At 68.0% G+C, this 13,443-nt stretch carries 11 protein-coding genes and 1 pseudogene; 10 read left to right on the forward strand and 2 right to left on the reverse strand.

The window, feature by feature from the left end; genetic code table 11:
- Nucleotides 1-5 precede the first annotated feature (5 nt).
- The 6 genes from VNF92_09200 (at nt 6) to VNF92_09225 (ending at nt 8,088) form a co-directional block, all read left to right on the forward strand.
- Nucleotides 6-803: a DUF4396 domain-containing protein gene (locus VNF92_09200; protein ID HVA58055.1), complete on the forward strand. Its 798-nt coding sequence runs from the start codon at nt 6-8 to the stop codon at nt 801-803.
- A 149-nt stretch (nt 804-952) separates the two neighbouring features.
- The gene (locus VNF92_09205) at nt 953-1,321 is read left to right on the forward strand and encodes a hypothetical protein (GenBank protein HVA58056.1); all 369 of its coding nucleotides are present in this window, start codon (nt 953-955) and stop codon (nt 1,319-1,321) included.
- A 98-nt stretch (nt 1,322-1,419) separates the two neighbouring features.
- The gene (locus tag VNF92_09210) at nt 1,420-2,778 is read left to right on the forward strand and encodes a TolC family protein (protein ID HVA58057.1); all 1,359 of its coding nucleotides are present in this window, start codon (nt 1,420-1,422) and stop codon (nt 2,776-2,778) included.
- Nucleotides 2,775-4,139, forward strand: coding sequence for an efflux RND transporter periplasmic adaptor subunit (locus VNF92_09215; protein ID HVA58058.1), 1,365 nt, complete (start codon nt 2,775-2,777; stop codon nt 4,137-4,139). The genes VNF92_09210 and VNF92_09215 overlap by 4 nt, the downstream gene beginning before the upstream one ends.
- A 9-nt stretch (nt 4,140-4,148) precedes the next feature.
- On the forward strand, nt 4,149-7,493 hold the full coding sequence (locus tag VNF92_09220; GenBank protein ID HVA58059.1) for a CusA/CzcA family heavy metal efflux RND transporter: 3,345 nt from the start codon (nt 4,149-4,151) through the stop codon (nt 7,491-7,493).
- Between the two features lie 280 nt (nt 7,494-7,773).
- Complete coding sequence (locus tag VNF92_09225; GenBank protein ID HVA58060.1) at nt 7,774-8,088, forward strand: DUF411 domain-containing protein; 315 nt, start codon at nt 7,774-7,776, stop codon at nt 8,086-8,088.
- A gap of 43 nt (nt 8,089-8,131) precedes the next feature.
- On the opposite strand, the gene VNF92_09230 is transcribed toward VNF92_09225, so the two are convergent.
- Complete coding sequence (locus VNF92_09230) at nt 8,132-8,548, reverse strand: c-type cytochrome (GenBank protein HVA58061.1); 417 nt, start codon at nt 8,546-8,548, stop codon at nt 8,132-8,134.
- A 380-nt stretch (nt 8,549-8,928) separates the two neighbouring features.
- On the opposite strand from VNF92_09230, the gene VNF92_09235 reads away from it, so the two are divergent.
- From VNF92_09235 to VNF92_09250, 4 genes and pseudogenes are all read left to right on the forward strand, one after another.
- A complete protein-coding gene (locus VNF92_09235) occupies nt 8,929-10,119 on the forward strand; it encodes a permease (protein HVA58062.1) in 1,191 nt (396 codons plus the stop codon).
- Between the two features lie 34 nt (nt 10,120-10,153).
- The gene (locus tag VNF92_09240) at nt 10,154-10,795 is read left to right on the forward strand and encodes a hypothetical protein (GenBank protein HVA58063.1); all 642 of its coding nucleotides are present in this window, start codon (nt 10,154-10,156) and stop codon (nt 10,793-10,795) included.
- Nucleotides 10,796-10,945: 150 nt separating this feature from the next.
- A complete protein-coding gene (locus tag VNF92_09245; protein ID HVA58064.1) occupies nt 10,946-11,584 on the forward strand; it encodes a cation transporter in 639 nt (212 codons plus the stop codon).
- 324 nt (nt 11,585-11,908) lie between these two features.
- Nucleotides 11,909-12,277 (forward strand): annotated as a pseudogene (locus tag VNF92_09250) (DUF2127 domain-containing protein).
- Nucleotides 12,278-12,377: 100 nt separating this feature from the next.
- Here VNF92_09250 and VNF92_09255 read toward each other — a convergent pair.
- Nucleotides 12,378-13,250: an undecaprenyl-diphosphate phosphatase gene (locus tag VNF92_09255; protein ID HVA58065.1), complete on the reverse strand. Its 873-nt coding sequence runs from the start codon at nt 13,248-13,250 to the stop codon at nt 12,378-12,380.
- Nucleotides 13,251-13,443 lie beyond the last annotated feature (193 nt).

Consider the following 13,443-nt stretch of genomic DNA (forward strand, 5'->3'; position numbering starts at 1 on the left):
TGTCCATGACCGGGATTGACGGCGCGCTCCGGCTCTGGTTCGTTCTGACGTTCGCCTCCCTGGCGCTCGTCGTGTTCGATCTGGCGAGAAGCGCCGAGATCACGACGGTCATGAAGTGGGGCTGGGCCCTGGTCGTGGCATACACGGGCCCGGTGGGCCTGGTGATCTATCTGCTCTCCTGCCGGGAACCCCTTCCGGGGATGCACGGGAAGTACATCGCGCCCCTGTGGAAGCAGGCGGTCGGCTCGACCATTCATTGCCTGGCCGGCGACGCGACGGGAATCATCGTCGGCGCTTTGGTGGGGACGGCGCTCGCGATGCCGGCGCGGGTGGATGCGGTGTTCGAATACACCGCCGGATTCGGCTTCGGCCTATTCATCTTCCAGGCGCTGTTCATGAAGATCACCATGGGCGGTGGATACGTGGCGGCCCTCCGGCGCACTCTGTTTCCCGAGTGGCTTTCCATGAACGCGCTCATGGGCGGCATGTTTCCCACCATGTCAATTCTCATGCACCACGATCCCGCAGCCATGTCCCCCAGTGGCCTACGGTTCTGGGGCGTGATGTCGAGCGCCATCCTCGTGGGTGCCGTGACGGCATACCCATTCAACGCCTGGCTCGTGGCGCACGGGCTGAAGCACGGAATGGGGTCGGCGAAGGCCCTTGGCCGCGGCGGTGCCGATGACGTGCTCCAACACGTGGCCCACGCCCCGAGCCGAACGTCCATGGTTGTCGTCACCAGCTTCAGCCTATTGATGTTGGCTGTCGGCGTGGCATTGGCCATGAGATTCGGAAACCTGTGACGCGCGCGCGCATCGGAATGCTCGCGGAGGCAGCATGGGGACGCAGCGCGCGCTCCCGGGCGACGAGTTCCGGGCGTCGGGGAATGTCGCACACCGCCCCGGCGAGTTCCCGACAGCACCGCCGCGCCCGCCTGCACTTATTCCCGCCCATGCGTTCTCGAGTCTTCCGCGCCGCCGCGCTCACCGTTGCCCTCGTCTTCACGCAGATCGCCGTGGTGTCGGGCTCCGGAATGTGCGTGTGCGGGAACGTGGACATGGGGCCGATGCCCGGGATGCCGACCACGGCGTCGCATCAGCACGCGCCGATTCCATCCGGAACGCATCACCAGGCGCCCTGCTCGCACCCGATGTCGCAGAGCGAGTGCGCGAGCATGACGGCCTGCGGCGTTCCCGTCATGGCGGTGCGCGTGGCGGCCACGCCCGTCGAGTCCACACCGACTGTTACGAAGTCGGTGATGATCGCCGCAGCCCCGGGCACGGTGACCCGCGCACCAGAACCTCCCCCTCCGCGGGCCTAGTCCTCTCTATCTGACAGGCACCGCCGCAGCGCATTCCGCGCCTGCGGCCCACGGAAACGCGCCACGATCAAGCCGTCGGGCGCTACGGGGAGAACACCATGCACGCAATCACGCGGCGCATCGCGCGCCGCGTCCGCACCGCCCTCGGGGCATGCGGACTGATCGGGGGCGCATCCGCCGCGCTCGTCGCCGGCGCGGCACGCGCGGCCGCGGCGCAGGCCAGCGATACGACGCCCACGCTGCGATTGGGCGACGCCTATGGCGAACTCGCGAGCCGCAACCCGCGCGTCGCCGCCGCCAAGGCGCTGGCCGCCGCGACCAACGCCACCGTGCGTTCGGCGTCGCTCCCGCCCGACCCCCAGGTCCAACTCGGATTCATGAACTACGCCCTGCCCGACCTGCGTCCGATGGCGCCGCTCGGCATGATGCAGCTCCAGATCATGCAGATGATCCCGCTGCCCGGGAAACTCGGGTTGGCGGGCGGCGCTGCCCGCGCCCGAAGCGACGCGGCGCACGACCGTGCGGACGGCACGTATTGGACGGCGCGCGTCGGACTCGCCGACGCGTTCTACGAACTCTACCGCCTCGACGCCCAGCTCGGCGTGGCGCGGCGCACGATCGCCCTGCTCGGCGACATCGAGCAGACCGCGCAGGCGATGTACAGGGTGGGCCAGGCCAGCCAGCCCGACGTGCTGCGGGCGCAGGTGGAGATCGCGCGCATGACCGAGGACACGCTGCGGATGGTCGCCATGCGCAGCGGCGCGGCGGCACGGTTCAACGCCCAACTCGACCGCACGGCCGACAGCACGCGCGGCACGCCGGTGCTGCCGGCCTTCCCCGATACGGCGCCGTCGCTGGACTCGCTCCTCGCCCTCGCCACGCGCGATCGCCCGGTGGTGCAAGCAGGGAGGGCCGACGTCACGGCCGCCGAGCGCCAACGCGACCTCGCGGCGCGCGACATGTGGCCGAACATCGCCGTCGGCGTCCAACTCGGACGGCGGCCCGGCGGCGTGGGCAACCTGATGGGGAGTCTCATGGTCGGCGCGTCGATCCCGGTGTTCATGAATGCGCGGCAGGGCGGCGCGCGGGATGCGGCGGCCGCGATAGCGGAGATGAGCCGCGCCGACCTCCGGGCCACCGAAGCCGAGACGCGCGCGTCGGTGTTCACGGCGTACGCCGATCTTCTGCGCGCCCGCCGGCTCACCGCGCTCTACCGCAACACCGTGCTTCCCCAGGCCGAAGCGACCGCCGCCTCGGCGCTCGCCAGCTATCGCGTGGGACACGTGGACTTCATGACGGTGCTCGACGATCGCATGACGGTGAACACGTACGAACAGGACCTGCACCAGCTCGAGTCCGACGAGGGCAACGCGTGGGCCCAGCTCGAAGCCCTCGTTGCTCGCAATCTGATCAACGCCAATTCCAGGGCCGCGCACGCGTCCGGAGGTTCACAATGAGCGAAGTTCTCCAGCCCCACGGACCGCGTCGCGGAACGATCCTCCGCTGGGGCGGCAGTCTCGTCGTCGTCGTGGCCGCGGCCGCCGCCGCGTACGTCCTCGGCCGGAAGCCGGAGACCCAGGCCGCCCCGCTGGCGATGGCCTCTGATTCCACCGGCGTCGCCGGTCGCCAGACCGTCATGCTCTCGCCCGCCGAGGCCCACCGTATTGGCGTGACCTACGCGCCGGTGACCATGGGCCCGGTCGTTCATGAGGTGCGGACCGTCGGCCAGGTGTCGTACAACGAGGAAACCGTCACCACCATCGCGCCCAAGCTGGACGGGTGGGTGGACTCCCTGGTCGTGAACTACACCGGTCAGACGGTGACGCGCGGGGAGCCCCTGCTCACCATCTACGCGCCGATGGCGGTGGCCGCCGAGGAGGAACTCGTGCTCGCCCGACACCTGCGCGACCGGGTGGCGCAGGGTACGGCCGACGCCAGGAGCGGCGCCGACGACCTGCTGGCAGGCGCGCGGCGCCGGCTGGCGTATTGGGACATTCCGGCGTCCGACATCGCGCAAATCGAATCCACGGGGGTCGTGCGCAAGACGCTCACGCTGCGCTCGCCGGCCACCGGTGTCGTCGTGCAGAAATCGGTGGTGGCCGGCCAGCGCATCATGGCCGGTCAGGCCCTGTACCAGATCGTGGACCTGCGCACGGTCTGGGTGCAGGGCGAGGTGTTCGAGCGCGATCTTCCCGCCGTGCAACTCGGGCAGCGTGTAAACGCGACGTTCGAAGCGCTGCCGGGCACGGTGCGCACGGGGCGCATCACCTTCATCGACCCCGTGATCAATCCCGACACGCGGACCGCGCGTGTGCGCATCGCGCTGGCCAATGCCGACCTCGCGCTCAAGCCGGGGATGTATGCCACGCTCACCGCGGATGCGCACGAGGATCCGCATGCGCTCAGCGTGCCGCGCAACGCCGTGCTCTCTACCGGCGAGCGCAACGTGGTATTCGTGAAACGGCCCGACGGCATGCTGGAGCCGCGCGAGATCACGGTCGGGATGGCCGGCGACGAGCGCATCACCGTGCTCCACGGCCTCGCGATGGGCGACACCGTCGTGGCCTCCGCCACCTTCCTCGTGGACGCCGAGTCGAACCTCGCCGAGGCCATGGGTGGCATGGGCGGGATGCCGGGCATGGACATGTCGCCGCCGGGCAAACAGTCCGCCCCACCGCGCAAGTCCGATACCACAAAGGCAATGCCGGGCATGCCCGGGATGAAGATGCCCGCGCCCGTCAAGCACGACACGATGCCGGACATGCCAGGCATGCCCGGCATGAAATCCCCCAAGCCCGCCGCCGGCGGGCGCCGTTAGGAGCCGACCATGTTGAATCGTGTGATCAGCTGGTCGGTGCGCAATCCGCTGCTCGTACTGCTGGGCACGGCGGCGGCGGTGGCGATCGGCATCTGGGCCGTGGAGCGCACGCCGCTCGACGCCCTGCCCGACCTCAGCGACGTACAGGTCATCGTGCAGGCCGACTATGAAGGCCAGGCGCCGCGGATCGTCGAGGACCAGGTCACCTATCCGGTGGCCGCGGAGATGCTCAAGGTGCCGGGCGCCAAGACCGTGCGCGGGTACTCGTTCTTTGGCGTGTCGTTCGTGTACGTGATTTTCGAGGACGGCACCGATCTGTACTGGGCGCGCTCGCGCGTGCTCGAATACCTGAGCGGGATCAAGGCCAAGCTGCCGGCCACCGTCACCCCCGTGCTGGGGCCCGACGCCACGGGGCTCGGCTGGGTCTATCAGTACGCGCTCGAGGACACGAGCGGCCGGATGTCCATTGCCGACCTGCGGAGCCTGCAGGACTGGAACATTCGCTACGCGCTCACCGGCGTGCCCGGCGTGTCGGAAGTCGCGTCGGTGGGTGGCTTCGAGAAGCAGTATCAGGTTGACGTGGATCCCACCAAGCTGCTCGCCTACGGCATTCCGATCACGCGCGTGATGAGCGCCATTCGCAACGCCAACAGCGACGTGGGCGCGATGGTGATGGAGCTCTCCGAGCGCGAGAACATGGTGCGCGGCCTGGGCTATCTGAAGTCGGTGGCCGACATCGAGAACGTGGACGTGGGCGCCACGGCAAGCGGCACCCCGATCACCGTGCGCGACGTGGCCAACGTGACCGTGGGCCCCGCGGTGCGGCGCGGCATCGCCGACCTGGACGGCCGCGGCGACGCGGTGGGCGGCATCGTGATCATGCGCTTCGGGCAGAACGCGCTGACCACCATTCACGCGGTGAAGCAGCGGCTGGCCGAGGTGGCCAAGTCGCTGCCGCACGGCGTGGTGGTGATACCCGTGTACGACCGCAGCACGCTCATCGAGCGGGCCATCGAGACGCTGCGCGGCAAGCTGTTCGAGGAGTCGATCATCGTCGCGCTGGTGTGCCTGATCTTCCTGCTCCATGCGCAGTCCGCGCTGGTGGCCATTCTGACGCTGCCCGTGGGGATCCTGCTCGGCTTCATCGCCATGCGGCTCGCCGGTGTGGGCGCCGACATCATGAGTCTGGGCGGCATCGCGATCGCGATCGGGGCGATGATCGACGCGGCGATCGTGATGATCGAGAACATGCACAAGCATCTGGAGCGGGCCGCGGGGCCGGGCGACGGCGGCGCCGATGCCCGCGTATTCGACACGCGAACGCTCACCGCGGCGCAGCGCTGGCAAGTGGCGCTTGACGCCGCCCGCGAGGTCGGCCCGTCGCTTTTCTTCTCGCTGCTCGTGATCACGGTCTCGTTTCTTCCCGTGTTCACCCTCCAGGGGCAGGAAGGGCGGCTGTTCCGGCCGCTCGCGTTCACCAAGACCTTCGCGATGGCGTCCGCGAGTCTGCTGTCCGTCACGCTCGTGCCGGTCACCATGGGCTTGTTCATTCGCGGGCGCATCTACCGCGAGCGTGCCAACCCGATCAACCGGTGGCTGATTCGCCTCTATCGCCCGATCATCGACGGTGTGCTCCGCCACCGGCTGGCCGTGGTCACGGCGGCGCTGGCCATTCTCGCGCTCAGCTGGGTGCCCTGGGCGCGCATGGGCGGCGAGTTCATGCCGCCGCTCTACGAGGGATCGCTGCTGTACATGCCCACCACCATGCCCGGCATCAGCGTGGCGCGGGCACGCGAGATCCTCCAGGTCGAAGACTCGATCCTCAAGAGCTTCCCGGAGGTGGAACACGTATTCGGCAAGACCGGGCGCGCCAACACGGCCACCGACCCCGCCGGGCTCGACATGACCGAGACCACGATCATGCTCAAGCCGGAATCCGCATGGCCGGCGGGGATGACGCACGACAAGCTCGTGGCCGACATGGATTCGGCCGTGCGGACCCCGGGCATCATCAATGCGTGGACCATGCCCATCAAGGGACGGATGGACATGCTGGCTACGGGGATCCGCACGCCAGTGGGGGTGAAGATCTTCGGCCCCGATCTCGACACGCTGCAACGGATCGGCCAGGACGTGGAGCGGGCCGCGCGGATGGTGGCGGGCACGCGCAGCGCCTTCGCCGAGCGCGCGGTGTCGGGCTACTACGTGGACATCAGCATCGATCGGGAGCAGGCGGCCCGCCACGGACTCAACGTCGGCGACGTGCAGAGCGTGATCGCGGCGGCGATCGGCGGCATGACTGTGACGCAGACCGTCGAGGGGCGCGAGCGCTATGCCGTGCGCGTACGGTACCCGGAGGAATTGCGGGACACGCCCGAGCGGCTGGCCGAGGTGCTCGTGCCCATGGCCCATCAGGCCAGCCGGCCACCGGGGATGACTGCGGCGTCGATGGCCATGCCCTCCGCCACGGCCAGCGAGGGTCCGCTGCCGACCATGGCGGGTCGTGTCGGGCAGGTGCCGCTGGGCGAGGTCGCCACGATTCGGCAGGAGACCGGACCGATGGTGGTCCGCACCGAGAACGCGACGCCCACCGCCTGGGTGTACATCGACGTCGCCGGACGCGACATCGGGAGCTACGTCGCCGATGCCCAGCGTACGGTGGAGCGCGAAGTGAAGCTCCCCACCGGCTACCGGATCGAGTGGAGCGGGGAGTACGAGTACATGCAGCGCGCGCGGGCCCGGATGACGATCGTGATCCCGGCCACGCTGGCCATCATCTTCCTGCTGTTGTTCCTCAACTTCCGGACGGTCGGCGATTCGCTGCTGGTGATGGCGTCGCTCCCGTTCGCGCTGGTGGGCGGGCTCTGGTTCGTCTGGGGGCTGGGCTACAACTGGTCGGTGGCGGTGGCCATCGGATTCATTGCACTGGCCGGTGTGGCCGCGGAGACCGGAGTGGTGATGCTCATCTACCTGAACCAAGCGTGGGAAGAGAAACTCGCGCACGGCGGCACACCGACGGTGCAGGCCCTGTACGCTGCGGTCATCGAGGGCGCGGTTGATCGCGTCCGGCCCAAGATGATGACCGTGGTGGCGATCATGGCCGGGTTGCTGCCGATTCTATGGGGCAACGGCACCGGCGCCAGCGTGATGAAGCGCATCGCCGCGCCGATGGTGGGCGGCATGGTGTCGAGCACCATCCTCACGCTGGTCGTCATCCCCGCCCTGTATTCATGGTGGAAGGAGTGGGAACTCCGGCGCGCGACCTCGGCGGCGCTGAGCCCCGCGCCCATGCCTGGACTTCCACTCGGCGCGCCCCTGGCGTCGAGCGTCATTCACCCTGAGCGCGCCGAATGAGCGCGCCTGACGGAGGCTGGATCATGAGTCATCATCGCAATCGGAACGGGAACGCTTCGCCGGCAGGTGCCGCCCCGTCTGCCTCGCCATCGGTGTCCATTTCGCGCCGCGCGTGGCTCACGCGGGCCGCTGGGATCGCCGGAGCCGGGGTCGTGTAGCCGGCATACTGGGCGACCGGCTGTGGGCGGCCCACAGTGTCGGCGCCACCGCGGGATCCGCCGCGGACGCCACGCTCGCCACCATATACGCGAACGAGAGTTGCGGCTGCTGCCATGGGTGGATGGCGCACCTCAAGGACAACGGCTTCAAGGTGGATGTCCACTACGTGGCGGACGTGACCCCCTACAAGACGCAGTACGGCGTGCCGCAGGATCTGTGGTCGTGCCACACGGCGCGGATCGGCGGATACACCATCGAGGGGCACGTGCCGGCGGACGTGATCCGCAAGTTGCTCGCCGGGGCCGGTGCCATCGTCGGACTCGCCGTCCCCGGAATGCCCACGGGCTCGCCCGGCATGGAGGGGCCGAATCCGCAGCCGTACGAGGTGGTGGCGTTCACCGCGGCCGGGAAGACCTCGGTGTTCGCAAAACGGTAGCGCGGAAATGGCGCCGCGTTGCGCGTGCGGTGCGGCCCCTGAATCAGTGATGACCGAGCGAATAGACGTACGCCGCGACGGCGCACACCTGGGCGCCGGTCAACGTCGCGCCGCCCAGGGCCGGCATCGGCGCGGCGTGCTGCTTGGGCTTCGGGACTCCCGTGCGTACCAGCCCAACGATCGAGGCGTACGAGCCGTCGATATTGAGCCACTGCGGGTCGGTCAGGTTGGGCGCCAGGGCTGTGCCCTTGGCGTTCGGGCCGTGGCAGGCGAAACAGGTGCCCGAACCACTGAAGACGGCGCGCCCGCGGTCGACCAGCGCCTGATCCACCGGGGGACAGTCGGGGGTCCCCGCCGCGTGGGTCGCCTTCGGCGTCGGCGCGGCGCTCGTATCGGCACGGGCGGCTCCCATCGTCATCGGCATGGATCCCGTCGCACCACCCATCATGCCACCGGACATGGCGCCTCCATATCCGGCTGGCGTCCTCCCTGCGGCCGCCGACGAGGTCGTCGCTGCGGTGGCCGACGTGGAGCTCCCCCCACCCGCGCCGGGTGTTGAGGGCGAACAACCGAAGATGAACGCTGTCAACAAGAGGGTCAGGACCTTCATGGGAACCTCATGCTCCGGTACGAATGGCCGAGGCTCCCGCTCGCAGGGCTCCTCGCACGTGATCTCACGCTGCGTCGGCTGGCCCGGCGTGTCAAGCGTCCCCCCTCGGCAAGCGTGGATCGGGAGGCTGGCCCGATCCCGTTCCGGCCGTATACTGCTGTCGTACGGCGAGCGCGACGCGAGAGGATCTGGCAGCGCAGGGCCGAAACACTAGGTGCGGGGGCTGACTCATGAGACTCATTGCCGCGGTCGCACACGCCCTCTGGACGTCGTTCGCGATGTTCTGGCAGATCCTGTGGCCGTTGATTCTTGGCTTCGGGATCTCCGCCGCCATCCAGGCCGTCGTGTCGAAGGAAGCGATCGTGCGGATGTTGGGCGACCACCGCCCGAAGACCCTCCTCCGCGCATGCGGGCTCGGCGCCGCCTCGTCGTCCTGCTCGTACGCCGCCGTGGCCATCGCCCGGTCGATCTTCCGGAAAGGTGCTGACTTCACCGCCGCGATGACGTTCCAGGTCGCCTCGACGAACCTCGTGCTCGAGTTGACGATCGTCATGATCGTCTTTCTGGGCTGGCAGTTCGCCTTGGCCGAGGTGGTGGGGGCCGCCGCGATGGTGACCATCCTCGCCGTGCTCTACCGGTGGTTCCTGAGCCCGCAGATGGTGGCCGAGGCGAGAACCCAGGCCGACCGCGGCATCGCCGGACGGATGGAAGGACACGCCGCAATGCACATGGCCGTCCCGACCGGCCGCGGCCTGCTAGGTCGCCTCTGGTCGCCGGGCGGCCGAACGGCCATCGCCCACTATTTCGTCATGGACTGGGCGTCCGTGTGGCTTGATGTGGCCGGCGGCCTCGTGATCGCCGGTGCCCTCGCCGCCTGGGTCCCGCGCACCTGGTGGGCGCAGATCTTTTTCGTGTCCCACCCGGTCCTGGCGAGATTCTGGGGGCCCGCCATCGGCCCCCTGATCGCGGTCCTCACCTTCGTGTGCTCGGTGGGCAACATTCCGCTCGCGGCGGTGCTCTGGAACGGCGGCATCAGCTTCGGCGGCGTGATCGCCTTCGTGTTCGCCGATCTGATCATCCTGCCGATTCTCGATATCTACCGCCGGTACTACGGCCGGCGCGTGATGTGGTTCATCTTCGGCACTTTCTATGTCGCGATGGCGGGCGCCGCGCTGCTGGTGGAGTTTCTCTTTCAGGCGCTCGGGCTGATACCGGCTCCCGGCGGCGCGCACGCGGCCGCGATGCCGATCACGTTCAACTACACCACGGTGCTCAACCTGGTGTTTCTTGTAATCGCCGCCGCGCTCATGCAGCGCTTCCTGACAACCGGTGGACCGGCCATGCTGCGGATGATGAAGGCGCCGCCGGGTGCCGCACTGCACGAGCCTGCGCCGGAGCACGGCCACCACGGGGGGATGTGAACCCCGTTCGCGATTTCACGACCACGAGAAGCCCATGAGACGAATGCTGGCCCCAGCGGCCGCGTTGATCGCCGGCGTCAACTTTGGTGGCGCGGACCAGCCGGCAAAGACGCCCGCACCGTCGTGCGCCGCTACCTCCACCTCGCTCACGCCAGCGGCGTGGGCCCCGGCACCGCGCGCCGCCGCGCCGATTCCTCGCCGGGCGCTCACCGTCGTCGAGGACATTCCCATCCCCGGCCCCGCGAACCGCTTCGATTATCAGAGCTACGATCCGGCCACGCACCGCATCTATATAAATCACATGGATGCGGGCGTCACGCTGGTGTTCGACACCGACAACGGGCGCGTCGTGGCGCAGATCGGTGATTTGCCGCGCGCCACCGGCGTGCTCGCCGTGCCCGCGCACCACGCGGTGTACGTGTCCGCTGCGGGCTCGCACGAAGTGGCGATCATCGATGACCGAACACTGAAGGTCACCGCCCGCGTGGGGGGGGCATTCGCTTTCCCGACGGCACCGTTGTTGCTCCGGAGGCCGACAAGGTGTTCGTCTCCGACGAGTCGGGTGCCGCCGACGTCGTCATCGACCCGCGAACCGAGGCCAAACGCTCGACGATTGCGTTGGGTGGTGAAGCGGGCAATGCGCACTACGATTCGGTGTCGCACTGCATCCTCGTGACCGTCCAGACCCGGAACCAGCTCGTCGCGATCGATCCAGTGTCGGAGGCAATCTGGACCAGGAATCGGAGGCCGAGGCCACTGGCATCCGCGACTGCTCGCCGCGGACTCCCCATCCCGGTGGTATAGATTGCACCACATGGACGATTCAGTGACCAGCGCACCCGACACCGCGGCGCGCGCCTCGTTGATTCGGCGCGGACTTCGGCTCAATTACCTCACGATCGGGTACAACGCCCTCGAGGCCGCGGCGGCGCTGGCCGCCGGGATCCTGGCGGGCAGCGTCGCGCTGGTCGGCTTCGGCTTCGATAGCGTGATCGAAGTGTCGGCCAGCCTCGCGGCGCAGTGGCGGCTGCGGGTGGACAGCGAGGTGCGGCATCGGCAGCGCGTGGAGGTGACAGCGCGCCGCCTCGTGGGCGCGTGTTTTCTGGCGCTCGCCGCCTATGTCACGTTCGACAGCATGAAGTCGCTCGTGCTTCGCGAAACTCCGGCGCCCAGCCCGCTGGGCGTCGTCGTCCTGGCGCTGTCGGTGGTGGTAATGCCGCTGCTTGCCCGGGCCAAGCGACGCGTGGCCCGCGGGCTGGGCAGCCGAGCGCTGGAGAGCGAGGCGGCGCAGACTTCGCTCTGCGCGTATCTCTCCGTCATCGCGCTCGCCGGCGTCGCGCTGAACGCGGCCGCGGGATGGTGGTGGGCCGATCCCGCGGCGGCGATCGTCATGGTACCGATCATCGCGAAGGAGGGTGTGGAAGGCCTCCGCGGGAAGGCGTGCGACGATGACGGGTGCGCGTAAGCCGCGATCACTGGCGGTCCGTAACCCGGAAAGATTCGGAGCACAAATCGCACGCCGCCCCTATCCATAACGACGGTGTTCTTCAGCGTGTTGGTTTTCTACGAAGCGCTCATCGGTACCACCGATCTCGACGTCGCGCGCGTCGGGGGAGCCGCTCCTCGCGTCGGAAGGCCGATCCGCGCTATGCTTGGATCATGCGCCTGCTCCTGATCGAGGACGAAGAGAAGACGGCGACCGCGCTCCGCCAGGGGTTCTCCGAGGCCGGCTTCGACGTCGCCACCGCTCGGCGCGGGGACGAGGGGCTCGCCCTGGCTCGCGCTCTCCCCTCGTTCAATCAACGCGATCGTCCAGTTCTTCATTCGAGGGGAGCTACGCGAAGATCCCAAGGACCTCCTGGCCAACCTGTTTCTACATGCCAGCCACGGGGTCGTGCGCGTTCGCATATTCGCGGGCATCCTGCTCATGGCCCACGGGGCGGTCAAGTTGGGTTTGGTGGGCGCGGTCGTGCGGCGTCATCTGTGGGCGTACCTGACGGCCGTCGTCATTTTCAGTGGCTTCGCCGTGTATCAGTTGTATCAGATCGCGGTGGGCCCACCAGTGTTTCGCTGGTTGGTCACCATCGTCGATATCGCCGTCATCGCCTTGATCGCGCATGAGTACCACACGATGACCAACACCGACACCACGGACTGAAGTGCCGGCCCGGTGCGCGGCGCGCGTCACCCACAGTTACGGTTGTCCGTGGTATCCGACCCATTGACCTTGCCGAGATGCACCCGGACCCGCCACGCCCTCACCACCCGCGGGAAGATAGCCAGCCAACGAACGCGGCAAACGCAAGGCAATAGATGCCGAATCGGTACCAGCGCCCCTGCTCGAGCCAGCGTGACAGCCATCGGAGCGCGAGCAGGCCGGCCAGGAAGGAGAAACCCATGCCCACCAAGCCTGGGCCAATCAACACACCCCAATGGAGTCCACCGGCGGCATGCGCTGACCGAATCGCCCGGCGCAATTCCCAGAGGATGGCGAACGGCGTTATCACTACGACCATGGCGAAGCTGAACGACTCGACTTCCGTGCGCGGCCGATCGGTGAGCATGCCACCCGAGATCGTGGCCCCTGACCGCGAGAACCCGCGGAATGGGATGGCCAACCCCTGAAGAGCTCCCATCACGACCGCGTCGGCCCACCGAAGGCCGGGCGGCCCAGCAGCCTCGGCGGCGGACGACCTTCGTAACTCACGCACACCAGCAACGAGAATCAGCAGGCCGACGGCGGCCAGCGCCGGCGCAATCCAGTCAAGCCGATTGAACAACGATTCGATGTCCACCGCTTGCCCGCCGCCGCCGAGGATGCGCTTTACACCGGCCTGGACCGGCAGGAATACCACGGCCGAGCATGTGGAGGCGATTGCAATGAGCCTGGCGAACGGATAGAACCGCGACCACGATGAGAAGAACTCCGTCATCCAGCGCCGCCAGAAGTAGGCGATTACGGCGAACATGGTGCCGGTGTGCAGCAACACGAGCAGGAGCGAGTTGGCCGGCGTCGACATGTTCTCATGCAGCAGCTTTGCAACCACGATCACGTGCGCCGAACTCGAGACCGGGAGAAGCTCCGCCATCCCTTGGACGATTGAGAGGACGATGACATGGAGAAGGGACATGGTAGGGTGTCGCGGGATTTGCGGTTATGGTGCGCGATGGAGAACTTGGTAGGTTCAGTGTGTAGCCCCGCCTGTCCAAGATTATAACCGCGGTCCAGCGAATCCTCCGCATCGCGGCCGTCGGCCCGGAAACCGTCGGTGGGAATTTGTAACCGGACAGAAGATGCTTCTTTATGGAGTCGAGGTGCCTGAT

This window comes from Gemmatimonadaceae bacterium, from assembly GCA_035533015.1.
Taxonomy (GTDB): domain Bacteria; phylum Gemmatimonadota; class Gemmatimonadetes; order Gemmatimonadales; family Gemmatimonadaceae; genus JAGWRI01.